Here is a 26,216-nt window from a genome sequence, read left to right as displayed (position 1 = left end):
CCTACCGGACGGTACGGTACCCGCATGACTCAGGGCTGGAGCGCGAGGGACATCCCCGACCAGAGCGGCCGTACGGCGGTGGTCACGGGAGCCAACAGCGGCATAGGTCTCGTCACCGCACGCGAACTCGCCCGCAAGGGCGCACAGGTGATCCTGGCCTGCCGCAGCGAGGCCAGGGGCCGGGAAGCCGAAGCGCTGATCCACCGTCAGGTGTACGGCGCCGACGTGGAGTTCGCACCCCTGGACCTGGCGGACCTGTCATCCGTCCGCGCCTTCGCGGAAACGTACCCGCACGACCGCCTGGACCTGCTGATCAACAACGCGGGGGTGATGGCCCTGCCGTACGGCACGACGGCGGACGGCTTCGAGCGGCAGTTCGGGGTGAACCACCTGGGCCACTTCGCGCTGACGGGCCTGCTCCTGTCCCGGCTGCGGGCGGCTCCGGCGGCGCGGGTGGTCTCGGTCTCCAGCGGGCTGCACGCCCTGTCCGCCCTCGACCTCACCGACCTCAACAGCGAGCGCCGCTACCGCCGCTGGATCGCCTACGCCCGCTCCAAGACGGCGAACCTGCTCTTCATCCACGAGCTGGCCCGCCAACTGCGCACCGCGGGCTCGACGGTGGTCGCCGCGGCCGCCCACCCCGGCTACGCCTCCACCAACCTCCAGACGGCGGGCGTCCGCATGGAGGGCCGCCGGGCGGCGGAACGCGTGGTCCGGCTCGGCAACCGCCTGCTGGCCCAGCCCGCCGAGGCGGGCGCCCTGCCGACCCTGTACGCGGCCACGGCCCCCGGCGTCCGCCCCGACTCCTACACCGGCCCCCGCCTCCAGGGCTGGCGCGGCGCCCCCGCGCGGTCGTCCCGGGCGAAGTGGACCCTGGACGACACCGTGGGGGAACGGCTGTGGGTGGCCTCCGAGCAACTGACCGGGGTGCGGTACGGGTTGTAGGACGGCCCTCCCGGGAGCGGCTGTTTCCGGCCACCCCCGGGAGAACCCCCCGTACCGACGCGCCCCGACGCGCCCTACAGCGAAACCGGGGCGGAACGTTCCGCCACCGCCGGCTGGCCGCCCCGCAGCAGCGCCGACCCCAGCGGGGTCAGCGTGTGCAGCACCGCGCTGCCGTGCCGCAGGGTCACCAGCAGACCGGCCTCCCGCAGGACGCCGGCGTGCTGGCTGGCCGAGGCGAGCGACACCCCCGCGCGGCGGGCGAGTTCGCTCGTCGTACAGCCGTGGCCGATCGACTGGAGCACCGCCGAGCGGGTGTGCCCGACGAGCCGGCCGAGCGAGGGACCGGGCGCGGTGCCCGCGCCCTGCCGCTCGTACGGCGTGTGGGTGTGCGTCACCGGATAGACCAGCACCGGCGGCAGCAGCGGGTCCTGGAGCGACACCGGGGTGCGCCGGCAGAAGAACGACGGCTGGAGCAGCAGCCCGCGGCCCTCCAGGTACACGTCCCGGTCCACCGGGTAGTCCGCCTCCAGGACGGGGGCCCGCCAGCGCATCATCGGCGGGAGCGAGGCGAGGAGTTCGTCCGCCCCGCCGTCCAGGAGCGCGCGTCCGCGGGCCGCCCGGTCGGCGTCCACGCGGGCCTGGATGTGCGTCCAGTACGGCGCTATGGCGGCCCGGTGGTAGCCGCGCAGGACGCCCATGAGACGATCCAGCGGCTCGGCGCTCCCGTCGGCGAGCGCCCGCAGCCACCGGGGCAGCCCCCGGGGCCCCGCGACCCGGGACAGCTCGTCGTGCAGCCGGTCCTGTCCCGTCTCGCGGACGGCTTCGAGCCCGGAGTCGATGGTGTGCGGCCCTTCGGCGGGCGTGAGAAAGTCGGGAAAATAGCCGCGGCCCGGCACCACTGCGGAGAGCAGACGTGTTTCACCGTTCAACCGGGTACGCGTTTCCGTTCGCCATTCACCGAAGACTAGGGCGCCCCGACGGTCTCTTAATCGATGAAAGCTGAGAATCGTTTCCCACAGCGCGTCCGGACCAGGCGCCATGCGCACCCGGGCCAGGTCCACGCCAGTGAAATGAATACGCAGCACCGAATCTCCACCTGTCTCGAATGTTGCAACGTGTCGCATCATGTTGCACCCGCAATCGTCCCGCCCCTGAGTATGCCTACCGTCACAGGCCGTGACCACCGGCCTTTCAGCCACAGTTGAAAGGCATCGCGAGCAGCCGGTGTGTACCGAAAAGCTGTACGACGTCGGGCACGACACCGGGCCGACCGGAAAGACGTTGTGAGGACCGTGGGGGGCTTTGCTTCGTCTGGCGGCGGTTGGCATGGTGGCGGCTCCGTGCCCGGCGGGGATGACAGAGTGCGGTTCGCGGATGGGGATCCGTGAACCGCACTCTGCATTTAGCGCCACGGGACCGTTGAATGTCCGCACTTCAACAGGAATTAAGCGGACGCACACCCAGAACACATCCGCTCCGGGCCCGGAACAACAACAAGCGGAAGCGCGCGCGGACATGCGGAAGGGGCGGCACCCCCGCACAGGGTGCCGCCCCTTCCATGTGAACCGGAACCGCCGTCGGATCGGTGGTGAGGGTCGGGGACCCGACGGCGGCTCCGGAGCCTCAGCGCGAGTCGCTGCCCTGCGACTCAGCGGCCGCGCGGCCCGCCTCCAGCCGCGCCACGGGGATGCGGAACGGGGAGCAGGAGACGTAGTCCAGGCCCACCTCGTGGAAGAAGTGCACCGACTCCGGGTCGCCGCCGTGCTCGCCGCAGACGCCCAGCTTCAGGTCGGGGCGGGTGGCCCGGCCGGCCTCGACGGCCGAGCGGACCAGCGAGCCGACGCCGTCCTTGTCGATGGTCTCGAACGGCGAGACCCCGAAGATGCCCTTCTCCAGGTACGCGGTGAAGAAGCTCGCCTCCACGTCGTCCCGCGAGAAGCCCCAGACCGTCTGGGTCAGGTCGTTGGTGCCGAAGCTGAAGAACTGCGCGGCCTCGGCGATCTGGCCCGCCGTCAGGGCGGCGCGCGGCAGCTCGATCATCGTGCCGATGGTCAGCTTGAGCTCGGTGCCGGTGGCGGCCTCGACCTCGGCGATGACCTGGTCGGCCTCCTCGCGGACGATCTCCAGCTCCTGGACCGTGCCGACCAGCGGAATCATGATCTCCGCACGCGGGTCGCCCTTGGCGGCCCGGCGCTCGGCCGCCGCCTCCGCGATCGCCCGTACCTGCATGGCGAACAGGCCGGGGATGACGAGGCCGAGGCGCACCCCGCGCAGGCCCAGCATCGGGTTCTGCTCGTGCAGCTTGTGGACGGCCTGGAGCAGGCGCAGGTCGTTCTCGTTGGCGTCCTTGCGGGACTCGGCGAGCGCGACGCGCACCGACAGCTCGGTGATGTCGGGGAGGAACTCGTGCAGCGGCGGGTCGAGCAGGCGCACGGTGACCGGCAGGCCGTCCATCGCCTCGAAGAGCTCGACGAAGTCCTTCTTCTGGAGCGGCAGCAAGGCACTGAGTGCCTTCTCGCGCTCGTCGTCGGTGTCGGCGAGGATCAGCCGCTCGACCATCTCACGGCGCTCACCGAGGAACATGTGCTCGGTGCGGCACAGGCCGATGCCCTGGGCGCCGAAGCGGCGCGCCCGCAGGGCGTCCTCGGCGTTGTCCGCGTTGGCCCGCACCCGCAGCCGGCGTACCCGGTCCGCGTACGCCATGATCCGGTGCACGGCCGCGACCAGCTCGTCGGCGTCGTCGGCGCCCGCGTGCATCCGGCCCTCGAAGTACTCCACGACCGGCGACGGCACGACCGGGACCTCACCGAGGTACACCTTGCCGGTGGAGCCGTCGATGGAGACGACGTCGCCCTCCTCGACGACCACGCCGCCGGGAGCGGTCATCCGGCGCCGCTTGGTGTCGACCTCCAGCTCCTCGGCGCCGCAGACACAGGTCTTGCCCATGCCGCGCGCCACGACCGCCGCGTGCGAGGTCTTGCCGCCGCGCGAGGTCAGGATGCCCTCGGCGGCGATCATGCCGTCCAGGTCGTCGGGGTTGGTCTCGCGGCGGATGAGGATGACCTTCTCGCCCGAGCGCGACCACTTGATGGCGGTGTACGAGTCGAAGACCGCCTTGCCGACCGCCGCGCCCGGCGAGGCGGCGATGCCGCGTCCGAGCTGCTCGCTCCTGGCGGACTCGTCGAAGCGCGGGAACATCAGCTGGGCGAGCTGGGCGCCGTTGACCCGCTGGAGCGCCTCGGCCTCGTCGATCAGGCCCTGGTCCACCAGCTGGGTCGCGATGCGGAAGGCGGCACCGGCGGTGCGCTTGCCGACGCGGGTCTGGAGCATCCAGAGCTGGCCGCGCTCGATGGTGAACTCGATGTCGCAGAGGTCCTTGTAGTGGGTCTCAAGGGTCTCCATGATCTGCATGAGCTGGTCGTACGACTTCTTGTCGATGCTCTCCAGCTCGGCCAGCGGCACGGTGTTGCGGATGCCCGCCACCACGTCCTCGCCCTGGGCGTTCTGGAGGTAGTCGCCGTAGACGCCCTGGTGGCCGGAGGCCGGGTCGCGGGTGAAGGCGACGCCGGTGCCCGAGTCGGGGCCGAGGTTGCCGAAGACCATGGAGCAGACGTTGACGGCCGTGCCCAGGTCGCCCGGGATGCGCTCCTGGCGGCGGTAGAGCTTGGCGCGGTCGGTGTTCCACGAGTCGAAGACCGCCTTGACGGCGAGGTCCATCTGCTCGCGCGGGTCCTGCGGGAAGTCGCGGCCGGCCTCGGCCTTGACGACCTTCTTGAAGTGCTTGACCAGCTTCTTCAGGTCGGCGGCGTCGAGGTCGGTGTCGACGGTGACCTTCTTGGCGGCCTTGGCGTCCTCCAGGGCCTCCTCGAACAGCTCGCCGTCCACGCCGAGGACGGTCTTGCCGAACATCTGGATGAGGCGGCGGTAGGAGTCCCAGGCGAAGCGCTCGTCGCCGGACTGCTTGGCCAGGCCCGTCACCGAGGCGTCGGAGAGGCCGATGTTGAGGACGGTGTCCATCATGCCGGGCATGGAGAACTTGGCGCCCGAGCGTACGGAGACGAGCAGCGGGTCGTCGGCCTGGCCGAGCTTCTTGCCCATCTTCTGCTCAAGGGCGTCGAGGTGCGCGCTGACCTCGTCGCGCAGCGCGGCCGGCTCCTCGCCGCTGTCGAGGTAGACCTTGCACGCCTCGGTGGTGATGGTGAAGCCGGGCGGGACCGGCAGACCGAGGTTGGTCATCTCGGCGAGGTTCGCGCCTTTTCCACCGAGCAGGTCCTTGAGGTCCCTGTTCCCTTCGGTGAAGTCGTAGACGAACTTCTGGCTGTGCTGGAGGTCTTTGTCTTCCGACACGGGTCTCGACTCCTCGGCGCGAAAAAGCGTGGCGGCTGCCCTGACGGCCAGGAACATACCCAGATCGAAGGTGTCTGGGTACGTCCGCTTGCGCGTCATGGGGGCTTAACCACTCGTCCGCCAGCAGATCGAAAGTAACCGGGAAGTAACCGGAGCGATCATGATGTGTTCACTCCCTGAAGGCAGCTTTGCCGAAAACCAACGGTAGGCGCTCGTCTGAGCGACTCGCACGACAGGTGAGTTCACTTTTTGAAGACAGAAGGGGTGGCACTCAGTGCCACCCCTTCTAGAGATGCAACCGCCCTCAAAGTGCTCATCTGAGCGCAACCCCTATCAGGGGTGGCGAGAATCACGCCGTGCGGAGGGCGGGAATTCCACGATCCGGACCCCGGTCCGGACCCGATCCGGGACCGATCCGGGCCGTCCTGACCCCGGCCGGGCCTCTCAGCCGCCCGAGGTGTCCAGCTCGGCGTCCGCGCTGATACCCGAGCAGTCGTACGGGTCCTTCAGCCAGCCGTCCGGCAGCACCACGCGGTTGTTGCCCGAGGTGCGCCCGCGCGGGCCGTCCGCGCCGTCCGGCCACGGCTGGTCCAGGTCGAGCTCGCTCAGCTGAGCGCTCAGTTCGTCCAGGGACGAGGTGACGGCCAGCCGCTTGCGCATCTCCGAGCCGACCGAGAACCCCTTGAGGTACCAGGCCACGTGCTTGCGGAAGTCGATCACGCCGCGCGTCTCGTCGCCGATCCACTCGCCGAGCAGCGTCGCGTGCCGCACCATCACCTCGGAGACGGTGCGCAGGGTGGGGCGCGCGTACGAGTCCGTCCCCTCGAAGGCGCCCACCAGGTCGCCGAAGAGCCAGGGGCGGCCCAGGCAGCCGCGGCCCACGACCACGCCGTCGCAGCCGGTCTCCTTCATCATCCGCAGCGCGTCCTCGGCCGACCAGATGTCGCCGTTGCCGAGCACCGGGATCTCCGGGACGTGCTCCTTCAGCCGCGCGATGGCGTCCCAGTCGGCGGTGCCGCCGTAGTGCTGGGCGGCGGTGCGGCCGTGCAGCGCTATCGCGGTGACGCCCTCCTCGACCGCGATGCGCCCGGCGTCCAGGAAGGTGATGTGGTCGTCGTCGATGCCCTTGCGCATCTTCATGGTGACCGGCAGGTCCCCGGCGTTGGAGACCGCCTCGTTCAGGATCGCGCGCAGCAGCGGCCGCTTGTAGGGCAGGGCCGAGCCGCCGCCCTTGCGGGTCACCTTGGGCACCGGGCAGCCGAAGTTCAGGTCGATGTGGTCGGCCAGGTCCTCGTCGACGATCATCCGGACCGCTTTGCCGACGGTGACCGGGTCCACCCCGTACAGCTGGATCGAGCGGGGCGTCTCCGTCTCGTCGAAGTGGATCAGCTGCATGGTCTTCTCGTTGCGCTCGACCAGCGCCCGCGTCGTGATCATCTCGCTCACGAACAGCCCCTTGCCGCCGCTGAACTCGCGGCACAGGGTACGGAACGGGGCATTGGTGATGCCGGCCATGGGTGCCAGCACCACGGGAGGCTGCACGGCATGCGGGCCGATGTTGAGCGTGGTCATTACGCCATTGTCGCGCATCCCCGCGGTCATTAGTTAGCCGTACTACATGGACCGGGTCGTTAGTTAGCCGTACTATCGACGCATGCCCGATCTCAGCCCCCGCCGCCGCATACTCGTGCTGGCGATCTGCTGCATGAGCCTGCTGATCGTCGGCCTGGACAACACGATCCTGAACGTGGCGCTGCCCACCATGCAGCGCGAACTGCACACCACGGTCTCCGGGATGCAGTGGACGATCGACGCCTACACCCTCGTCCTCGCCTCCCTGCTGATGCTCTCCGGCTCCACCGCCGACCGGATCGGCCGGCGCCGGGTCTTCATGGCGGGCCTGACCCTCTTCACCCTCGGCTCGCTGCTCTGCTCGCTCGCCCCGGACCTGTCCTCGCTGGTCGCCTTCCGCGCCCTCCAGGCCGTCGGCGGCTCGATGCTCAACCCGGTGGCGATGTCGATCATCACCAACACCTTCACCGACCCGCGCGAACGCGCCCGCGCCACCGGTGTGTGGAGCGGCGTCGTCGGCCTCTCCATGGCGGCCGGACCGATCATCGGCGGTCTGCTGGTCGACTCGGTCGGCTGGCGCTCGATCTTCTGGATCAACCTGCCGGTGGGCCTCGCCGCGCTCCTGCTGACCTGGCGGTACATACCGGAGTCCCGCGCGCCCCGGCCCCGCCGCCCCGACCCCGTGGGCCAGCTCCTGGTCGTGGCGCTGCTCGGCTCACTCACGTACGCGATCATCGAGGCGCCCAGCGCCGGCTGGACCTCCCCGCGCATCGTCCTCTTCTGCGCCCTCGCCCTCGCGGCCCTGGCCGGCCTGCTGCTCTACGAGCCGAGGCGCCGCGAACCCCTCATCGACCTGCGCTTCTTCCGCAGCACGCCGTTCAGCGGGGCCACCGTCATCGCGGTCGCGGCGTTCGCGGCGCTGGGCGGCTTCCTCTTCGTCAACACGCTCTACCTCCAGAACGTCCGCGGCTACGACGCCCTGCACGCCGGGCTCGCCATGGTGCCGATGGCGGCCGTCACCCTCGTGGTGGCACCGCTGTCGGGACGGCTGGTCGCGAGCCGCGGACCCCGGCCGTCGCTGCTGGTCGCGGGCGTCACCATGGCCGCGAGCGGGCTGCTGTTCGCCGCGTTCGACGCCGAGTCCTCGACGGGCCTGCTCTTCACCGGGTACGTCCTGTTCGGCCTCGGCTTCGGCATGGTCAACTCCCCCATCACCAACACGGCCGTCTCCGGGATGCCCCGCGCCCAGGCGGGCGTCGCGGCGGCGGTGGCATCCACCAGCCGCCAGACCGGCCAGACCCTGGGCGTCGCGGTCATCGGCGCGGTCCTCGCGGGCGGCCTGGCGGGCACGGCGGGCGGCGCCTACGCCGACGCGTTCCCGGACGCTGCCCGCCCGGCCTGGTGGATCATCACCGGCTGCGGTCTCGCGGTCCTGCTCGTCGGCGCGGCCACCAGCGGCCGCCGGGCCAGGGAGTCGGCCCGGCGCACGGCGGAACGGCTGGAGACGGAGAAGGTGGGGGCGGGGCTCCCGTAACCCCGGAGCCCCCCGGGCCGCCTTCACGCGCGCGTGGGTCCGCTCTCGACGGCCACTCGGCGCGCCTGTTCCCGCGCAGCGCCCCGCACCACGTACGCCACGTCCTCCAGGCGGCGCGTGAAGGTCCCGTGCCCCGTCTCGGCGGTATGCGACATGATCGCGACGCTTCCCGCCTCAAGGTCGTCCGTCGCGGCCAGCGTCCAGGCGCATCCGCTGCCGTGGAGGCACTGGGCCGTCATGGTCACTTCGCTGGACGGGTGCCGCAGCAGCCTGTGGACGACGCCGCACGGCGTGCCCGCGGTACCCAGGGGAACAGGTGCCGTGTCGCCCTCCGGCCCGGTCGGCAGTCCCACCGGGAACGCCCACATCAGCGCCACCCGCCCACGGGGGCCCCGTTCTCGACGGACACGACCGCTCCTCTCCGTAGTGCTATTACTACCGGGCGGGTTCAGCGTGGCTCACACCTGGGAACCGTTCAACCTGCTGAAAGCGAACGGAAGGTTGGTGAACATCCCTTGAACCGCAAGGAGTTGAGGCCGGACGCCTCGCCGCAGGCGGCTTACGGAGCGCGTCTGCGCAATCTGCGGGAGGCGCGAGGCTGGACGCAAGATGATCTCGCCGTCCCGATGGAATATTCCAGCGTGCATATTTCGGCGGTGGAAACCGGCCGGAAGCCTCCGACTCTCCGGTTCTCGCGCAGTGCGGACCGGGCGTTGGGCCTTCAGGGCACCGCGGACACGTTCGAGCGCGAGTACCGGCAGATGCGGCAAGGCAGCCTGCTGGAGGGGTTCCCGGAGTACGTCAAGTACGAAGGGAGGGCGGTGGAGTTACGGCTGTACGAGATCGGCATCATCCCCGGCCTGTTGCAGACACCGGAGTACGCGCGCGTACTGGCCGACAGCGCCGTACGACGGGGCGCCATCACGCCTGAACAGGCCGACGATCGCGTCGCGTTCCTGGCGGAGCGCCAAGCAGCTCTGCTGCGTCCCCGTCCACCCATGGTGTTCGTGGCCATGGACGAGAGCTGCATCCGGCGCACCGTCGGTGGAACAGCCGTGATGGACGCCCAGCTCGCCCGCCTGGTCGAGTTCGCCGAGTTGCCGAACACGCTGCTCCAGGTGGTGCCGTACGACATCGGCGAGCGCCGCACGTTTGACCTGCCCGTTAACCTCCTGACCCTGCCGGATCGTTCGGTGATCTGCTACGCAGAGTCCCAGGCGCAGGGCAACTTGGACCGGGAGAGCACGTCCGTAGAGCCCATGTTGACGGCCTACCATCAATTGCAGGCCGAATCCCTGTCGCAGGCGGCATCTGTGGCCATGATCGAGCAGGTACGAAAGGGCAAATCGTGACGACCGAATCCCCCAAGTGGTTCAAGTCTTCCTACAGCAACAACGGTGGCAACTGCGTGGAGATCGCTGCCAACCTTGTCGTCACGAGCGGTATCGTCCCCGTCCGTGACTCCAAGAACCCAGGCGGCCCGGCCCTGAACCTTCCCGCGGGCGCCTTCTCTTCCTTCGTGGCAGGTCTCAAGTCCGGCGCGTTCGGCTCCATCTGAACGTGCGCCGGTCGGGATCACCCCGCGGCCCCGACCGGCTCCGCTTCCCGGACCGAGATCTCCAGCAGCCGCTCAAGTCCCGCGCGCGATGCGGCGTCCAGCGGGACGTACGCCACCAGGCGCGGGCCCGAGGACGGGCCCAGCCACAAGTTGGTGTGCTCCAGGTGCAGCAGGCCCACCTGGGCGTTGCGGATGTACTTCTCCCGGCCGCTCTGGTCGACCACCTCGTGCCGCGCCCAGATCTCGCGGAACTCGGGCGAGCCGTTCTCCAGCCGGTTCAGGAGCGTCTTCCAGGCGGGCTCGGCCAGGTGCTCGGCCATCGCGGCGCGGAACTTGGCCGCCATGATCCGGTTGACGTCCGGCAGGTCGGCGACGGCCGCACGCCAGTCGTCGTTGGTGAAGGCCAGCCACATGCAGTTGCGGTCCTCGGGAGCCAGCGCGTCGAGGTCGCACAGCAGCCTCGCGTACGTGCGGTTGTAGGCGAGGATGTCGTACCGGCTGTTCTGGATGCAGGCGGGCACCGGCTCCAGCTGGTCCAGCATCGCCCGCAGGGACGGAGTGACCGTCGGGCAGGGCGCGTTGGGGTTGGGGTCGGTGGCGCCCGCGAGGGCGAACAGGTGGGTGCGCTCGCTGGCGTCCATCAGCAGGGCGCGCGCCAGGGCGTCCAGGACCTGCGCGGAGACCTGGATCTCCCGGGCCTGCTCCAGCCAGGTGTACCAGGTGACGCCGACGGCGGAGAGGTGGGCGACCTCCTCGCGGCGCAGCCCAGGGGTGCGCCGGCGGCGGCCGTGCGGCAGGCCGACCTGCTCGGGCGTGATGCGTTCGCGGCGGCTGCGCAGGAACTCCGCCAGCTCGTGCCGGCGGACGTCGGACTGGGGGGCCACAGTGGTCATGGCACCAGGGTGCCGGACCGCTCACCCCATTGCCAGGTAGTGCGTGTACCAGGATAAAGAGACTCTGGTACCAGGCTGGGCGAGGCACCATCGTCTTCTGCGTGAGCAATGACGTGACTACTCCCGCATCCACCGCCACGGCCGAGGCCCCGGCCGTCCCGGTGATCCGCCACGGCGGCGCGGTGATCGGCCCGCTCGGGCTGTTCACCGTCCTGCTCGGCGCGGCCCTTCCCCTGATCGACTTCTTCATCGTCAACGTCGCCCTGCCCGCCATGGAGAAGGACCTGGCGGCGGGCGCGGCCACGCTGGAACTGGTGGTCGCGGGGTACGGCGTCGCGTACGCCGTGCTGCTCGTCCTCGGCGGCCGGCTCGGCGACATGGCCGGGCGGCGCCGGCTCTTCCTCATCGGCATGGCGGCCTTCGGGGTGACCTCGCTCGCCTGCGGCCTGGCGCCGACCGCCTGGACCCTGGTGGCGGCCCGGGTCGCCCAGGGCGCGGCCTCCGCGCTGATGCTGCCGCAGGTGCTCGCCACCATCCAGGCCACCACGGCAGGACCGCGCCGGGCGCGCGCGATGAGCCTGTACGGCGCGACCGCCGGGCTCTCCATGGTCGCCGGGCAGATCCTCGGCGGCGTGCTGGTGGCCGCCGACATCGCGGGCAGCGGCTGGCGCGCGGTCTTCCTGGTGAACGTCCCCGTGGTGGTCGTCGGTCTGGTGCTCGCGGCGCGCAGTGTGCCGGAGACCCGCTCGGACCGGCCCGCCTCGGTGGACGTGCCCGGCACGCTGCTCCTCGCGCTCTCGCTGATCAGCCTGCTGCTGCCGCTGACCGAGGGGCGCGCGGCGGGGTGGCCGCTGTGGACCTGGGTCTCGCTCGCCGTCTTCCCCTTCGCCGCCCTGGCGTTCTACCGCACCGAGCGGCGCGCCGACCGCCTCGGCGGTACGCCGCTGGTCCCGCCGAGCCTGCTGCGGCTGCCCTCGCTCCGGCGGGGCCTGGTGATGATCGTGCCGTTCTCGGTCGGCTTCAGCGGCTTCATGTTCGTGATCGCGGTCGTCCTCCAGCAGGGCCTGCGGATGGGGCCGGTGTCGGCCGGGCTCGCGCTGGTGCCGATGGCGGTGGCGTTCTTCGCCGCCTCGCTGGCCGGGCCGCGACTGATCGGCCGCTACGGGAGCCGCGTCGTCACCACCGGCGGCCTCCTCCAGGGACTGGGCATCACGGTCCTGGTGCTCACCGTGTGGCGGGGCTGGTCCGGGCTCGGCATCGCGGAGCTGGCGCCGGGGGTCGCGCTCGCCGGGCTCGGCCAGGGCCTCCAGCTGCCGGTGCTGTTCCGGATCGTGCTCTCGGACGTGCCGACCGACCGCGCGGGCGTGGGCAGCGGCGTCCTGGTCACCACCCAGCAGTCCGCCCTCGCCCTCGGCGTCGCCACCCTCGGCAGCCTCTTCCTCTCGCTGCTGCCGTCGATGGGGACCCGGGACGCGCTGGCGGTGACCCTGCTGGTGCAGCTCGCCGCGGTGGTCCTGACCACGCTGCTCAGCCTGCGGCTGCCGAAGACCGTGGGGTGAGGGCGGGCTCCGCAGGGGGAACGACGGGTATCAGATGTCAGGTGTCAGATGACAGATATTGAAATCTGTCATCTGACATGCGACAGTGGAGGGGCATCCCCTCCCGTCCCCCTCAAGGAGCAACCACCATGCGCACCCGCACCCTCGGCACCACCGGCCCCCAGGTCTCCGCTCTCGGCCTCGGCTGCATGGGCATGTCCGCGCTGTACGGCGACGCCGACCGGACCGAGTCGATCGCCACCATCCACGCCGCCCTGGACGCGGGCGTGACCCTGCTCGACACCGGCGACTTCTACGGCATGGGCCACAACGAACTGCTCATCGGCGAGGCGCTGCGCAGCGCGGCCGCCGCCGCCCGCGAACGGGCCCTCACCAGCGTCAAGTTCGGCGCCCTGCGCGACCCCGACGGCGGCTGGGCCGGATACGACGGCCGCCCGGCGGCGGTGAAGAACTTCGTCGCGTACTCCCTCCAGCGCCTCGGCGTCGACCACATCGACGTCTACCGCATCGCCCGGCTCGACCCCGACGTCCCGGTCGAGGAGACCGTCGGCGCCATCGCCGAGCTGGTCGAGGCCGGTCACGTACGGCACATCGGGATGTCCGAGGTCGGCGCGGACACGCTGCGCCGGGCCGCGGCCGTCGCCCCGATCAGCGACCTCCAGATCGAGTACTCGCTCATCTCCCGCGGCATCGAGGACGAGATCCTGCCGACCGCCAAGGAGCTGGGCATCGGGATCACCGCGTACGGCGTGCTCTCGCGCGGGCTGATCAGCGGCCACTTCACCCGCGACCGAAAGCTGGCGGCCCATGACTTCCGCGGCATGAGCCCCCGCTTCCAGGGCGAGAACCTCGACCGCAACCTCGACCTCGTCGAAGCGCTGCGGAAGGTCGCCGAGCACCAGGGCGTCTCGGTCGCGCAGATCGCCATCGCCTGGGTGATGGCGCAGGGCGAGCGGTTCGGCGCGGACGTGGTGCCGCTGGTCGGTGCCCGCCGCCGGGACCGCCTGGCCGAGGCGCTGGGCGCCCTTGACGTCACCTTCGACGCCCGTGACCTGGCCGCCATCGAGGCTGCCGTCCCGGCGGGCGCGGCCGCGGGCGAGCGCTACCCGGCCGCGCAGATGGCGCATCTGGACAGCGAGCACTGAGTTGTCCACAGGGCCGGACCCGGTGGCGGACCCGACGGGTAACGTCAAGGTCATGAGTACGGAACCCCTGACCGCCGAGCGCATCCTCGAAGCGACCGAGGAGGTGCTGCGCCGGCACGGCCCGGCGAAGGCCACCGTCGTCGACGTCGCCCGCCAGCTCGGCGTCAGCCACGGCAGCGTCTACCGCCACTTCCGTACGAAGTCGGCGCTGCGGGAGGCCGTCACCAAGCGCTGGCTGGACCGCACGACGCGCGAGCTCGCCTCGATCGCGGACGACGAGCCCCGGGAGGCGGAGGCGACGCTGCGCGCCTGGCTGGCGAAGCTCTTCGAGGCCAAGCGGCGCAAGGCGGGCGACGACCCCGAGCTCTTCGCGACGTACGAGGTGCTGCTCGCGGAGAACAGCACGGTGGTCGAGGAGCACATCACCGACCTGGTCGGCCAGCTCGCGCAGATCGTCCACCGGGGCGTCGAGCGCGGCCGGTTCGCGGCGCTGGGGCCGGACGCGCGGATGGCGCGGGCGGTCTTCGACGCCACCAACCGCTTCCACGACCCGGCGTACGCGTCGCAGTGGCTGCGGCCGGAGATCGAGGGCGACTTCACGGCCGTGGTGGACCTGGTGGTGCACGGCCTGCGGGCGCCCCGGGCGTGACGGCGGGGGGCGGCCGGTGTCACCAGCGGGTGGGGGCCACGGTCGCCGTGCCCGAGGCGACCGAGAGGTCGACGAGGCGGTCGGAGGCGGGGTCGCGCAGCGCGTCGTCGATGTCGCGGGTGCCCGAGCCCTTGCCGCCCGTGAACCGGTAGCGCGAGCCGGTGGGCAGGAACAGCTCGATGGTGCCCGAGTCCGTGGAGGCGGTGACCTTCCGGGGCGGGGCGGCGAACTCCAGCTCGGCGCGGCCGGACCCGGAGCGCACCTCGGCCTCGGCGGAGCCGATCGCGGTGCCGCTGACCGAGCCGGAGCCCACGGCGGCCTTCAGCGGGCCGCGCACCCCGTAGAGCTTGACGCTGCCGGAGCCGCCGTGCACCGCGACGGGGCCGGTCAGGCCGCTGACCCGGACCGCGCCGGAGCCGCTGCGCACGGAGAGGCGGATCCCGGCCGGGACGGTCAGGTCCAGTTGGACCGAGCAGCCCAGGCTGGTGACGGCGAACCGGCCGTCACACTCGGGCCGCAGCCGGAGGGTGTCGCCGTCCCACTCCTTGCGGACCTTCGGCTTCCGCAGCGACCAGGAGAGCCGCTCCTGGACACGGACCTCGCCGTCGGCGCCGGGGACCACGGTCAGCTCGGCGCTGCCCGCCTCGACCTCGACGGCCCCGACCGGGTGGCGGTCGCTGGTCTCGACGCTGGTGTGGCTGGTGGTCTGGCGGGCGAGCTGCGCGTACACCTCGACGCCGAGCGGCGCCACCACGAACAGGGCGCTGAGCACGGCGACCAGGATCCACCGGCCCCGGTGCCGGGGGCGCTCGGCGTCCGGGGCGGGGCGGTGGTCCGGGCCGGGCCGGGCGGCGGTGCTCACGCGCCGACGTCCGGTGAGCCGCCGTCCTGCGAGCCGCCGTCCAGGAAGCGCAGGACGGCGAGGACGCGGCGGTGGTCGCCGTCGGCGACCGGCAGGTCGAGCTTGGCGAAGATGCTGTTGATGTGCTTGGCGACGGCGCTCTCGCCGACGACCAGCTGCTCGGCGATCCCCGCGTTGGAGCGCCCCTCGGCCATCAGGGCGAGGACCTCGCGCTCGCGCGGGGTGAGGCGGTCCAGCGGGTCGGTGCCGCCGCCGCGGCGCAGCAGCAGTTGGGCGACGACCTGCGGGTCCAGCGCGGTCCCGCCGCCGGCCACCCGCCGCAGGGCGTCGACGAACTCCTCGACGTCGGCGACGCGTTGCTTGAGCAGATAGCCGATGCCGCCGGACCGGGCGCTGAGCAGATCGGCCGCGTACCGCTCCTCTACGTACTGGGACAGCAGCAGGACGGCGGTGTCGGGCCACTGCCGGCGGATCATCAGGGCGGCCCGTACGCCCTCGTCGGTGAAGCCGGGCGGCATCCGGACGTCGACGAGGGCCAGCGTCGGCCGGTGTTCCTCGACGGCGGCGAGCAGCCCGTCGGCGTCCTCCGTCTCGGCGGCGACCTCGAACCCCGCCATCTCCAGGACCTTGACGAGGCCTATGCGCAGCAGTACCGAATCCTCGGCGATCACAGCCCGCACGGCAGCTCCACGGTGATGACGGTCGGTCCCCCGAGGGGGCTGGTGAGGTGGATGGTCCCGTCCACGGAGCCCACGCGCTTGGCGAGGCCGCGCAGCCCGGTGCCGGCGGCGGCGTCCGCGCCCCCGGCACCGTTGTCGCTGACGGTCAGGCACAGCAGGTCGCCGCGGCGGCGCACACGGACGGAACAGCGCGTCGCGCGGGCGTGCTTGGCGACGTTCGCCAGCGCCTCGGAGACGACGAAGTAGGCGACGGCCTCGACGGTGGGCGCGGGGCGCCGGTCCAGCTCGACGGTGAGCGCGACCGGCAGCGGGGCGCGGGCGGCGATGCCGGAGAGCGCGGCGTCCAGGCCCCGGTCGTCGAGGACGGCCGGATGCAGCCCGCGCACCAGGCTGTTGAGCTCCTCGATGGCCTCCTTGGCCTCGCGGTGCGCCTCGTCGATGACGGCCCGGGCCTCGGGCGGCAGGTCGGTGAGGGTGGCGCGGGCCAGGCCCAGGTTCATGGCGAGGGAGACCAGGCGCTGCTGGGCGCCGTCGTGCAGATCGCGTTCGATGCGGCGGCGTTCGGCGTCGGCGGCGTCCAGGACCCCGGCGCGGCTCTCGGCCAGGGTCTCCACGCGCCGCTCCAGCTCCTTGGCCCGGCTGGGGCCGAGCAGGGCGGCGGCCGCGTGGCCGTCGAGCCGGACGGCGGCCGCGGTGAACCAGGGGGTGGCGAGCAGCAGGAGCACCCCGGCGGCGGTGAACAGCGCGTACGCGTCGGTCCAGTCGGGCAGCCCGGCGTTGAGCGGCACCGCCCACAGCCAGGACAGCACGAAGGCGCAGAAGAGGCCTCCGGCCCAGCCGCCGACCACCAGCACGCCGGCCGCCGCGGCGAGCGGGGCGACGAGGAGGTGGTAGCCGTAACTCCGCCAGGTCGCCTCCGACCGCAGCCGTTCGACGAGCCCGCGCCAGGTGAACGCGCGGCTGTCCCAGGCGATGCCGGGCACGTCGAGGCCGAGCAGCGACCAGAAGCGGCTGCGCTGGAGCGTGGTGAGGAGGGGGCTGAGGAGGAGCATGAAGAGCAGGGCACTCGGGGTGTGTCCGGGCGCCAGGACCATGTACGTGATCGAACCCGCGGCGGGCAGCGCGAGCGGTATGCCCGCCACCGCGAAGGCGGTGTTGCGCCAGGCCCACGCCGACCAGGGAGCGTGCGCGGCGGCCCAGTCGGTCGCGCGCCGCAGCGGGCCGGGAGTTGCCATGTGCATACCGTAAACGCCCAGCTCGGAGCGGTGCCATCACGCTACTGCCCGCCCGGGGGTGAAGCTGGCACCACCCCCGGTTCGGGCCGTCGCGTTACTGATCTCAACGGCCGGGCAGGCGAGGCTTGTTGCCGTGTCCGGCGGACTGGCCGCCGGGCCGGAAGGAGACCGCCGCCATGACGCTCGTCGCCCCGCAGACCCGCATCCGCCGGCCGCGCCTGGCGACGCTGCTGACCGGCGCGGGGGTCGTCCTGGTGCCGTGGATGGTGGTCCTGGCCAGGACGCTGCCGCCGACGGTGGAGGTGTCCAACTGGCCGCTGGCCTGGATCGGTCTGGACGCCGGGCTCGCCGTGGGGCTCGCGGGGACCGGGGTGCTGCTGCGGCGCGGGGACCCGAGGGCGCAGGCCGCGGCGGCCGCGACGGGGGCGCTGCTGGTGATGGACGCGTGGTTCGACGTCACGACGTCGGCGCCGGGTCCGCAGCTCGCGACGGCGGTCGCGCTGGCGGCGTGCGTGGAGCTGCCGCTGGCGGCGGCGTGCGCCGTGGTGGCGATACGGCAGCCCTCCCGATAGCGGGGTTGCCCGCGCCCCCGATAGGGCGCCTGCCGTCCGCGCGGCCCGTGGGGGTTGTCCGTCGTCCGCGCCTCCGGTGGGGGCCGGTCGCGCAGTTCCCCGCGCCCCTTGAGGGGGGCGCCGCGGCCGGAGAGCTCGGCTCGGGCACGGACGCCGCCCCGACCACCGACGAGCCCCGTACCGCCGAATCGGCGGTACGGGGCTCGTCGTGATTCTCCGGCGCCCTCGGGGAGCGTCTAGCAGCCCAGCAGCCGCGCGCCCAGGTACGACTGGATCTGGTCCAGGGACACCCGCTCCTGGGACATCGTGTCGCGCTCGCGGACGGTCACCGCGTTGTCGTCGAGGGTGTCGAAGTCGACGGTGACGCAGAACGGCGTGCCGATCTCGTCCTGGCGACGGTAGCGGCGCCCGATCGCGCCCGCGTCGTCGAACTCGATGTTCCAGTTCTGCCGCAGGTCCGCCGCGAGGCCCTTCGCCTTCGGCGAGAGCTGCGGGTTGCGCGAGAGCGGCAGCACCGCGACCTTGACCGGCGCCAGACGCGGGTCGAGGCGCATCACGGCGCGCTTCTCCATGACGCCCTTGGCGTTGGGCGCCTCGTCCTCGCTGTAGGCGTCGAGGAGGAAGGCGAGCATGGAGCGGCCGACACCGGCGGCGGGCTCGATGACGTACGGGGTCCAGCGCTCACCGGCCTCCTGGTCGAAGTACGACAGGTCGCTGCCGGACGCCTTGGCGTGCGCCGAGAGGTCGTAGTCGGTGCGGTTGGCGACACCCTCCAGCTCGCCCCACTCGCTGCCGCCGAACTGGAAGCGGTACTCGATGTCGGCGGTGCGCTTGGAGTAGTGGGAGAGCTTCTCCTTCGGGTGCTCGTACCAGCGCATGTTCTCCTCGCGCAGGCCCAGGCCGGTGTACCAGTTCCAGCGCTCCTGCATCCAGTACTCCTGCCACTGCTCGTCCTCGCCCGGCTTGACGAAGAACTCCATCTCCATCTGCTCGAACTCGCGGGTGCGGAAGATGAAGTTGCCGGGCGTGATCTCGTTGCGGAAGGACTTGCCCATCTGCGCGATGCCGAAGGGCGGCTTCTTGCGCGAGGTCTGCTGGACCTGGCCGAAGTTGGTGAAGATGCCCTGCGCGGTCTCGGGACGCAGGTAGGCGACGGAGCCGCTGTCCTGGGTCGGGCCGAGGTGGGTGGAGAGCAGGCCCGAGAAGTTCTTGGGCTCGGTGAAGGTGCCCTTGTTGCCGCAGTTGGGGCAGTTGAGCTCGGCGAGGCCGTTCGCGGGCTCCTTGCCGTGCTTCTCCTCGTACGCCTCGATGAGGTGGTCCGCGCGGAACCGCTTGTGGCAGGAGGTGCACTCGGTGAGCGGGTCGGTGAAGGTGGCGACGTGGCCGGAGGCCTCCCAGACCTCGGTGGCCAGGATCACCGACGAGTCGATGCCGACGACGTCCTCGCGCGCGGTGACCATGTAACGCCACCACTGGCGCTTGAGGTTCTCCTTCAGCTCGACACCCAGCGGCCCGTAGTCCCAGGCGGCGCGCTGACCACCGTAGATCTCGCTGCACGGGTAGACGAAGCCACGGCGCTTGCTCAGGTTGACGATGGTGTCGATCTTGTCGGCGGCCACGTTGCTCTCTTCATTACGACGACGAATTGGACAGGTGCGGCGCGAAGCGCCTCGTTGAGGGGCGGCGGTCGGGTGACGGGCGGGCGAATGCTTCAGATTAGCGGCGGCCTCCACCCCTGGATCAAATCGGTATCCCGTCAGGCATCCCGCCAGCACCCGGAGAGGGTCGCCTCCGACCCCTTGTTGACAATCGTTTCCACTTTTGTTGAAAATGACTGTCATGAACGTACGACGCCTCATACCGGCCGCCGCCCTCTCCACCACCGTGGTGCTGGGCCTCGGCGCCCTGACCGCCTGCTCGGACGCCGACGCGGGCTCGGGCCGCAAGGACGGCAAGCTGGACGTGGTGGCGTCGTTCTATCCCATGCAGTACCTGGCCGAGCGCATAGGCGCCGGCCACGTCTCCGTACGCAGCCTGACCAAGCCGGGCGTCGAGCCGCACGACCTGGAGCTCAGCCCCCGGCAGACCGCCTCCCTCGGCCGGGCCGGGCTGGTCGTCTACCTCAAGGGCGTGCAGCCCGCCGTGGACAAGGCCATCGCCCAGTCCGGTGCCGAGCACACCGTCGACGCCGCCACGCTGACCAAGCTGGAGGACCACGGCACCGAGGTCGGCCACGGCCACGAGGGCGAGGAGCACCACGGCGAGAGCGAGGCGGGCGCCGACCCCCACGTCTGGCTGGACCCGGTCAAGTACGCCGAGGTCGCCCGGGGCGTCGGCAAGGCCCTGGAGAAGGCCGACCCCGACAACGCGGCGGACTACGAGAAGAACACCGCCGCCCTGGTCAAGGACCTCGGGGCGCTCAACGAGAAGTTCGCGGCGGGTCTGAGGACCACCGCCACCAAGACCTTCATCACCACCCACTCCGCCTTCGGCTACCTCGCCGAGCGGTACGGGCTGACCCAGGAGGGCATCGCGGGCATCGACCCCGAGGCCGAGCCGAGCCCCGCCCGGGTCAAGGAGCTCCAGTCCATCGCGAGGAAGGACCACGTCGACACGGTCTTCTTCGAGACGCTGGCCAGCGACAAGACGGCCAGGACCCTCGCCGGGGACACCGGTCTGAAGACCGACGTCCTGGACCCGCTGGAGGGCATCACCGACAAGTCCAGGGGCGAGGACTACCTCCAGGTCATGGAGTCCAACCTGGCCGCGCTCCGCAAGGCGCTCGGCGCGAAGTGAGCACCCCACCGTCCGCATCCGGCACATCGGAGGCACCCGTGATGGACCCCACGACGGAACCCGTCATATCCCTGCGCGCGGCCACCGCGACCCTCGGCTCGCGCCCCGTGCTGCGCGGCATCGACCTCACCGTCGAGCGCGGCGAGGTCGTCGCCCTGCTCGGCGCCAACGGCTCCGGCAAGTCCACCGCCGTGCGCTCGGTCATCGGCCAGGTGCCGCTCACCGGGGGCCGCGTCGAGCTGTTCGGTACGGAGCTGAGGCGCTTCCGGGACTGGGCGCGCGTCGGATACGTACCCCAGCGCACCACCGCCGCCAGCGGGGTGCCCGCGACCGTGCGCGAGGTCGTCGCCTCGGGGCGGCTGTCCCGTACGAAGCTGGGGCTGCTCTCCCGGGCGGACCGGGCGGCGGTGGGCCGGGCCATCGAGCTGGTGGGCCTCGCCGACCGCGCCAAGGACTCGGTGAACGCCCTCTCCGGCGGCCAGCACCAGCGCGTCCTGATCGCCCGCGCGCTCGCCTCCGAGCCCGAACTGCTGATCATGGACGAGCCGATGGCGGGCGTCGACCTGGCCAGCCAGGAGATCCTCGCCTCGACCCTGCGCGAGCAGGTCGCGGGCGGCGCGACCGTCCTGCTGGTCCTCCACGAACTCGGCCCGCTGGAGCCGCTGATCGACCGCGCGGTGGTGCTGCGCGACGGCTGCGTCACCCACGACGGCCCCCCGCCCGAGGCCACCGGCCAGCACGCCCTGCCGGGCCACGACCACGTCCACCCCCACTCGGCCGTCGAGCCGATCCGCACAGGACTGCTGAGCTGACCATGGAAATCCTCCAGACCGCCTTCATGCAGCGGGCGCTCATCGCGGCCGTCCTGGTCGGCATCACCGCGCCCGCCGTCGGCATCTACCTCGTCCAGCGCCGCCAGGCCCTGATGGGCGACGGAATCGGCCATGTCGCCATGACCGGCGTCGGCCTCGGCTTCCTGCTCAACACCAGCCCGGTGTGGATGGCGACGCTCGTCTCCGTCCTCGGCGCGGTGACGATGGAGCTGATCCGCGCGTACGGCAAGACGCGCGGCGACATCGCGCTCGCCATGCTCTTCTACGGCGGTATGGCGGGCGGTGTGCTGCTGGTCAACCTCTCGGACACCGGCTCCAACGCCAACCTCTCCTCGTACCTCTTCGGCTCGCTCTCGACCGTCTCCGACTCGGACGTCACCTCGATCTGCGTCCTGGCCGCGTTCGTGGTGCTCGTCACTGTCGGACTGCGGCGGCAGCTGTTCGCGGTGAGCCAGGACGAGGAGTTCGCGCGGGTCACCGGGCTGCCGGTGCGGGCCCTGAACCTGCTGGTCGCGGTCACCGCCGCGATCACGGTGACGGTGGCGATGCGGGCCGTGGGGCTGCTCCTGGTCAGCGCCCTGATGGTGGTGCCGGTCGCGGCGGCCCAGCAGGTCTCGCGCTCCTTCGCGGTGACGTTCGTCCTCGCGGTGGTCATCGGCACCACGGTCACCCTGGCCGGAACCGTCACCTCGTACTACCAGGACGTGCCGCCCGGGGCGACGATCGTGCTGCTCGCGATCGGCGCGTTCATCGCCCTGACCGCGCTCGCCGCGCCCCTGGCGCGCAGGCGCGCACGGGTGGCCGAAACCGCCGCGCAGCGGTGCACCCTGGAGGTGCCGGGCTCGCGTGCCGCGCCCGACGAGGCCACGGTCTGACCCCGACCTGGCAGAATGGCCCGACGACGTGAGCGGGCGACGGTTAGAGGGAGGCACCTGTGGCGACGGCTGGACCACCCGTACGCGGCCGGTCGACCAAGCAGCGGGCCGCCGTGGCGGCGGCCCTCGACCAGGTGGACGAGTTCCGCAGCGCGCAGGAGCTGCACGACATGCTCCGGCACCGGGGCGACTCGGTGGGGCTGACCACGGTCTACCGCACCCTTCAGTCGCTCGCCGACGCGGGCGAGGTCGACGTGCTGCGCACCAGCGACGGCGAGGCCGTCTACCGGCGCTGCTCCTCGGGTGACCACCACCACCATCTGGTCTGCCGGATGTGCGGCAAGGCCGTGGAGGTCGAGGGGCCGGCCGTGGAGAAGTGGGCGGACGCGATCGCGGAGCAGCACGGCTTCGTGAACGTGGCGCACACCGTGGAGATCTTCGGCACCTGCGCGGAGTGCGCGGCGGCCGGGGAGAAGCAGACGCGGTGACGTGGTGGCGAGTTGATGTGGTGCCGTAGTGATGTAGTGCCGTAGGCAGTACGGGCGCGGGGACGCGGTCCGTACGAAACGGACATACGCGTCCGAAGGGCCCGGCGGGTCGGTGGAATCCACTGACCCGCCGGGCCCTTTCGCGTACCCCTGAAGCGGAGGCTTGCAGACCGGTTGTCCCGTTCGTCAGGCCCCGAAGGGACATTCCGGGCGGGGCCCGGACGGGAGAACCCGTCCGCTTCCGGCCGGAGATCGCCGCCCGGCGGATCCCCAACTCACCTTTACCGGCAGGCCAGATGGGTAGGACGCACAGAGCGCCGGAACCGCCCTGCGAACGCTTTGGGCCAGACTCCATCCGCACTAAAGAAACCGTCGAGTTGGTTTCTATACACTCTTCTCCTCGGCTCCTGTCCCCCAGAAGCCCCCCTCCTTCCTGCGCGACAACGGAGTGACGCCATGAGCAAGCAGCAACGGGCTGAGCGGACACGTCAGACGCTGATCCTGGCCGCGGCCGAGGTGTTCGACAGGGACGGTTTCGCCCCATCCTCACTGACCGCGATCAGCACCCGGGCAGGCGTCAGCAACGGGGCGCTGCACTTCCACTTCGTCAGCAAGAACGCCCTGGCCGAGGCGGTGGGCGAGCACGCCATGACGTCCCTGCGGCAGATCGCGCCCCCGCGCGAGGCCGGGCACGGCCGGGCGCTCCAGGTCCTCGTGGACACCACGCACGCGCTGGCGTTCCGGCTCGGTGACGACGTGGTCCTGCGGGCCGGGTTCGGGCTCAGCTCGGACGCGACCTGGAAGGGGCCGACGGACCTGCGCCAGTACTGGGTCGACTGGGTCGGCGAGGTGCTGGCCGGGGCGGCGGCCGAGGGCGCGCTCGCCGAGGGGGTCGCGGTGGAGGACGCCAAGGCGGTGATCGCGGCGACCACGGTCGGCTTCGAGGCGATGGGGCGCAGTCAGCCGCGCTGGTCCTCACGGCAGATGTTCGGCAAGTTCTGGCGGCTGCTGCTGCCCCGCCTCGCCCGGGCCGACGCGCTGGGTTCGCTCAAGCCCGACGGCAGCCCCGGCCTGGCCGCGGCGCTGCCCCTCTAACCGCCCGGAGACAGGGACCCGGGCACAGGCGCCCGGACATCGATGCGGGGCCCGTCCAGCCGGACGGGCCCCGCTCTCGTCACGTACCGCCGGGGTGCGGGCGCCGGGGTGGGTCCGTGTCCCGCCCCCCGACGGGGCACGGACCCGCCTCGGCGCCCGCACGCGTCCATGGCCGGGCGGTCAGGCCCCGATCCGCCGGGGCGGGCGCGCGAACGGCGCGGAGTACGCGGCCGCCGGCACCCGGGGCGCCTGCCCGTCGAGCTGCCCGCCGACGGCTTGGGGACGCGTACGGGACGTGCCCGGCCGCGCGTAGGCCTCGCGCACCCGCCAGTGGCCCGGGAAGCCCTCGGCGGGGCCGTAGGAGACCTCGGGCCCAGCGGCCAGGCGGGAGGCGTCGCAGACGAGGATCTCGCCGGGCGCGGCCCGGGTGAGCAGCCGCTGGCAGAGGTCCAGCAGGACCCCGTTGACGGCGAGCGGGGTGGCGGGGTCGCCCGGGGCGAAGCGGACCAGGGCCCGGCCGGTCGCCACGGCCGCGTGCAGGCTCACGCCCCGGTCGGGGGCGACCGCGTCCCGTACGGCGGCGGCGGCCCGCAGCGCGCGCAGGGCGGCGCCGTCGCCGCGCGCGTCCTGGAACAGGCCGAGGGAGACCGGGCCGACGGAGCCGACGACCAGACCGTCGAAATGCTCGACCCGGGCGCGGGTGACCGCGCCGGCCCGCTCCAGTGCCTCGTCCAGACCGGCCGCCTCGTCGAATCCCGCACCGAAGCCGCCGCCGTGCCCGGGGGTGAGCCGGGCCTGGACGAGGAGGACGCTCACCACCTCACGACGCGTCACATCCGCCCGTACGGGCCCTCGTTGGGGCACATCGGTCGGCCGCACCGACGACCCCGTACGCTCCGGGACCTTGCCGTGCCTGCGGTGGCCGGAGACGGCGGTCAGCGTGCGGCGCCGCTCGCCGCGCTCGCACGGCTGCTCGGCGGCGACGGGTGCGAGGGCCGTCGGCCGCGCGGGGGCGGGGGCCGGACGCGCCGGGGCGAGGTCCAGGGACGGGTCGTGGGCGAGGATGGCCCGCTGGAGGCCGCGCAGCTCGTGGCCGGGCTCCAGACCCAGGTCCTCCACCAGGGTGGCGCGCAGGCGGTTGTAGACGGCCAGCGCGTGGGCCTGCCGCCCGCAGCGGTACAGGGCGAGCATCAGCTGACCCGAACTGCGCTCGCGCAGCGGCTCGGCCTCGACGGCGGACTCCAGCTCACCGAGGACGGCGTAGTGCTGTCCACATGCCAGCCGCGCCTCGAAGTAGTCCTCCAGGACGTCGCGGCGGGTGTTCTGCACGGCCCTGAGCTCGGGCCAGACGACGCCCGTCTCGGCCAGGTCCGCGAGCGCCGGGCCGCGCCACAGGCCGAGCGCGGCACCGAGGGAGGCGACGGCCGCCTCGGGGCGCCCGCCCGCGAGTTCGGCCCGGCCCTCTCCGACCTTGCGCCGGAAGACGTGCAGGTCGATCTGGTCGGGGTCGGTTCGGATCAGATACCCGGGCGCGCGGGTGATCAGCTCGGCGCCGCCCGCCCCCTCGGGGTCGCCCTCGCCGAGGATTCCGCGCAGCCCCCACACCGCGTTCTGAAGGATCTTGCGGGCCGTCGCGGGAGTGCTGTCCGCGCGCCAGAGCGCGGACAGCAGGCGGCTCGTCGGGACGACCTGGTTCGCCTGGAGCAGCAGACAGCCCAGCGTCGCCCGCTGCTTCACTCCCCCCAGAGCTACCCGCCGACCACCGGACATCACCTCCAGTGGGCCCAACATCCGAAAGCGCATAACTCCCCCCAGTCCTGTGTGCACCAGCGTGCCGCATTGACTTGTTGAGGAGATTACAAACCGGCATCCCGGTTTGTCAAAGGTAGGAAACGCGAACGAATCACCCAAAACCATAAGTGGATTACGAAGTTCCCGCGCCCACTCCACCAAAGGAACGGTACGACAGGTCGGTTTTGGCGCGCCTTACCGGGAGGCGGCACTGGGGAGGCGGCACCCGGCCCCGCGAACTGCGGCCGTGGGGCGGCGAACTGCGGCCATGGAGCGGCGATCTGTGACGTACGCGACAGCCGGCCGGGGTGATCCGCAGGGAAGTCCACGGTGAAGTGCGGGAATTCGAGGATTCCGGTCTCCCGCGACCGGGAATGCACGAGCGGGTCCTATCGGCCGGTCACCGAACGGTACCGAAGTCACCCTCTCGGCCATTTCCCGCAATTCCCCGCCCGAGGCCGCCCCCGGGCCCAGAAGTCACCGGCCGCGCGTCCCCGACTCCCGTTCCCACCAAGGGGCTTGGGCCCTATCCGGTACCCGGCGCTCTCCGTTGGGTTACCGGACGGTGGACAACTGCGGAGTAACGCCGGATACGGTCTCTCCAGGATGCTTCGAGGGTGGAGCTGTACAAACCACAGGGCGTTTCGCTCTCGATCTTTCCGCTTCAGCACCCGCAAGTTGAGGAGCAGTCGTCGTGCGCAAGGTGCTCATCGCCAACCGTGGCGAAATCGCTGTCCGCGTTGCCCGGGCGTGTCGGGACGCCGGGATCGCCAGCGTAGCCGTCTAC

24 protein-coding genes are annotated in these 26,216 nt (G+C 71.7%); 14 read left to right on the top strand and 10 right to left on the bottom strand.

The genetic code is table 11. From position 1 onward, the window contains the following. Nucleotides 1–24: 24 nt before the first annotated feature. Complete coding sequence (locus ABZ404_RS36585; RefSeq protein WP_358833432.1) at nt 25–945, top strand: oxidoreductase; 921 nt, start codon at nt 25–27, stop codon at nt 943–945. A 74-nt stretch (nt 946–1,019) separates the two neighbouring features. On the opposite strand, the gene ABZ404_RS36580 is transcribed toward ABZ404_RS36585, so the two are convergent. From ABZ404_RS36580 to dusB, 3 genes are all read right to left on the bottom strand, one after another. After that, nucleotides 1,020–2,030, bottom strand: coding sequence for a winged helix-turn-helix domain-containing protein (locus tag ABZ404_RS36580; RefSeq protein ID WP_358833431.1), 1,011 nt, complete (start codon nt 2,028–2,030; stop codon nt 1,020–1,022). Between the two features lie 538 nt (nt 2,031–2,568). Then, nucleotides 2,569–5,292: a pyruvate, phosphate dikinase gene (gene ppdK / locus ABZ404_RS36575; protein ID WP_358833430.1), complete on the bottom strand. Its 2,724-nt coding sequence runs from the start codon at nt 5,290–5,292 to the stop codon at nt 2,569–2,571. Between the two features lie 444 nt (nt 5,293–5,736). Beyond that, complete coding sequence (dusB, locus tag ABZ404_RS36570; RefSeq protein WP_358833429.1) at nt 5,737–6,864, bottom strand: tRNA dihydrouridine synthase DusB; 1,128 nt, start codon at nt 6,862–6,864, stop codon at nt 5,737–5,739. An 82-nt stretch (nt 6,865–6,946) separates the two neighbouring features. Between dusB and ABZ404_RS36565 the strand changes: the two genes are divergently transcribed. Next, nucleotides 6,947–8,398, top strand: a complete 1,452-nt coding sequence (locus ABZ404_RS36565) for an MFS transporter (protein ID WP_358833428.1) — start codon at nt 6,947–6,949, stop codon at nt 8,396–8,398. Nucleotides 8,399–8,421: 23 nt separating this feature from the next. On the opposite strand, the gene ABZ404_RS36560 is transcribed toward ABZ404_RS36565, so the two are convergent. Then, nucleotides 8,422–8,766: a hypothetical protein gene (locus ABZ404_RS36560; RefSeq protein ID WP_358833427.1), complete on the bottom strand. Its 345-nt coding sequence runs from the start codon at nt 8,764–8,766 to the stop codon at nt 8,422–8,424. A 147-nt stretch (nt 8,767–8,913) separates the two neighbouring features. Between ABZ404_RS36560 and ABZ404_RS36555 the strand changes: the two genes are divergently transcribed. Both ABZ404_RS36555 and ABZ404_RS36550 read left to right on the top strand, forming a co-directional pair. Then, nucleotides 8,914–9,750: a helix-turn-helix transcriptional regulator gene (locus ABZ404_RS36555; RefSeq protein WP_358833426.1), complete on the top strand. Its 837-nt coding sequence runs from the start codon at nt 8,914–8,916 to the stop codon at nt 9,748–9,750. Next, a complete protein-coding gene (locus ABZ404_RS36550) occupies nt 9,747–9,956 on the top strand; it encodes a DUF397 domain-containing protein (RefSeq protein WP_358833425.1) in 210 nt (69 codons plus the stop codon). The genes ABZ404_RS36555 and ABZ404_RS36550 overlap by 4 nt, the downstream gene beginning before the upstream one ends. Nucleotides 9,957–9,973: 17 nt before the next feature. Here ABZ404_RS36550 and ABZ404_RS36545 read toward each other — a convergent pair whose 3' ends face one another. Continuing rightward, the gene (locus ABZ404_RS36545; RefSeq protein ID WP_358833424.1) at nt 9,974–10,849 is read right to left on the bottom strand and encodes a helix-turn-helix transcriptional regulator; all 876 of its coding nucleotides are present in this window, start codon (nt 10,847–10,849) and stop codon (nt 9,974–9,976) included. 164 nt (nt 10,850–11,013) lie between these two features. Between ABZ404_RS36545 and ABZ404_RS36540 the strand changes: the two genes are divergently transcribed. From ABZ404_RS36540 to ABZ404_RS36530, 3 genes are all read left to right on the top strand, one after another. Continuing rightward, nucleotides 11,014–12,408, top strand: coding sequence for an MFS transporter (locus tag ABZ404_RS36540; protein ID WP_358833445.1), 1,395 nt, complete (start codon nt 11,014–11,016; stop codon nt 12,406–12,408). 128 nt (nt 12,409–12,536) lie between these two features. Beyond that, complete coding sequence (locus tag ABZ404_RS36535) at nt 12,537–13,553, top strand: aldo/keto reductase (RefSeq protein ID WP_358833423.1); 1,017 nt, start codon at nt 12,537–12,539, stop codon at nt 13,551–13,553. Nucleotides 13,554–13,605: 52 nt separating this feature from the next. Beyond that, nucleotides 13,606–14,202: a TetR family transcriptional regulator gene (locus tag ABZ404_RS36530; RefSeq protein WP_358833422.1), complete on the top strand. Its 597-nt coding sequence runs from the start codon at nt 13,606–13,608 to the stop codon at nt 14,200–14,202. Between the two features lie 19 nt (nt 14,203–14,221). On the opposite strand, the gene ABZ404_RS36525 is transcribed toward ABZ404_RS36530, so the two are convergent. From ABZ404_RS36525 to ABZ404_RS36515, 3 genes are read right to left on the bottom strand one after another with little or no spacing between them, the layout of a single operon-like run. After that, nucleotides 14,222–15,064, bottom strand: a complete 843-nt coding sequence (locus ABZ404_RS36525) for a hypothetical protein (protein WP_358833421.1) — start codon at nt 15,062–15,064, stop codon at nt 14,222–14,224. Continuing rightward, a complete protein-coding gene (locus tag ABZ404_RS36520) occupies nt 15,061–15,744 on the bottom strand; it encodes a response regulator transcription factor (RefSeq protein WP_358833420.1) in 684 nt (227 codons plus the stop codon). Before ABZ404_RS36520 ends, ABZ404_RS36525 begins: the two co-directional genes overlap by 4 nt. After that, nucleotides 15,732–16,979: a histidine kinase gene (locus ABZ404_RS36515; RefSeq protein ID WP_358833419.1), complete on the bottom strand. Its 1,248-nt coding sequence runs from the start codon at nt 16,977–16,979 to the stop codon at nt 15,732–15,734. The genes ABZ404_RS36520 and ABZ404_RS36515 overlap by 13 nt, the downstream gene beginning before the upstream one ends. 176 nt (nt 16,980–17,155) lie before the next feature. Here ABZ404_RS36515 and ABZ404_RS36510 point away from each other — a divergent pair, with 176 nt between their 5' ends. Then, nucleotides 17,156–17,551 carry a hypothetical protein gene (locus tag ABZ404_RS36510; protein ID WP_358833418.1) on the top strand — a complete coding sequence of 132 codons (396 nt, stop codon included), beginning with the start codon at nt 17,156–17,158 and terminating at the stop codon, nt 17,549–17,551. Nucleotides 17,552–17,787: 236 nt separating this feature from the next. Here ABZ404_RS36510 and ABZ404_RS36505 read toward each other — a convergent pair whose 3' ends face one another. Further along, nucleotides 17,788–19,170, bottom strand: a complete 1,383-nt coding sequence (locus tag ABZ404_RS36505) for a glycine--tRNA ligase (protein WP_358837184.1) — start codon at nt 19,168–19,170, stop codon at nt 17,788–17,790. Between the two features lie 220 nt (nt 19,171–19,390). On the opposite strand from ABZ404_RS36505, the gene ABZ404_RS36500 reads away from it, so the two are divergent. The 5 genes from ABZ404_RS36500 to ABZ404_RS36480 all read left to right on the top strand — a co-directional run bounded on the left by ABZ404_RS36500 (nt 19,391) and on the right by ABZ404_RS36480 (nt 23,638). Then, entirely contained in the window at nt 19,391–20,347 is a 957-nt protein-coding gene (locus ABZ404_RS36500; RefSeq protein ID WP_358837183.1) for a metal ABC transporter substrate-binding protein, read from the top strand. A 41-nt stretch (nt 20,348–20,388) separates the two neighbouring features. Next, complete coding sequence (locus ABZ404_RS36495; RefSeq protein WP_358837182.1) at nt 20,389–21,159, top strand: metal ABC transporter ATP-binding protein; 771 nt, start codon at nt 20,389–20,391, stop codon at nt 21,157–21,159. A 2-nt stretch (nt 21,160–21,161) separates the two neighbouring features. Next, complete coding sequence (locus tag ABZ404_RS36490) at nt 21,162–22,055, top strand: metal ABC transporter permease (RefSeq protein ID WP_358837181.1); 894 nt, start codon at nt 21,162–21,164, stop codon at nt 22,053–22,055. A 59-nt stretch (nt 22,056–22,114) separates the two neighbouring features. After that, nucleotides 22,115–22,543, top strand: coding sequence for a transcriptional repressor (locus tag ABZ404_RS36485; RefSeq protein ID WP_358837180.1), 429 nt, complete (start codon nt 22,115–22,117; stop codon nt 22,541–22,543). A 456-nt stretch (nt 22,544–22,999) separates the two neighbouring features. Then, nucleotides 23,000–23,638, top strand: coding sequence for a ScbR family autoregulator-binding transcription factor (locus ABZ404_RS36480; protein ID WP_358837179.1), 639 nt, complete (start codon nt 23,000–23,002; stop codon nt 23,636–23,638). Between the two features lie 180 nt (nt 23,639–23,818). Here the strand turns inward: ABZ404_RS36480 and ABZ404_RS36475 are convergent, their stop codons facing one another. Continuing rightward, nucleotides 23,819–25,429 carry an AfsR/SARP family transcriptional regulator gene (locus ABZ404_RS36475; RefSeq protein WP_358991347.1) on the bottom strand — a complete coding sequence of 537 codons (1,611 nt, stop codon included), beginning with the start codon at nt 25,427–25,429 and terminating at the stop codon, nt 23,819–23,821. A 694-nt stretch (nt 25,430–26,123) separates the two neighbouring features. On the opposite strand from ABZ404_RS36475, the gene ABZ404_RS36470 reads away from it, so the two are divergent. After that, the coding region (locus ABZ404_RS36470) for a biotin carboxylase N-terminal domain-containing protein (RefSeq protein WP_280842533.1) at nt 26,124–26,216 on the top strand (93 nt) is incomplete at its 3' end.

Source organism: Streptomyces sp. NPDC005878 (genome assembly GCF_040629815.1).
GTDB lineage: Bacteria > Actinomycetota > Actinomycetes > Streptomycetales > Streptomycetaceae > Streptomyces.
This window is presented reverse-complemented; position numbering and strand designations above follow the sequence as displayed.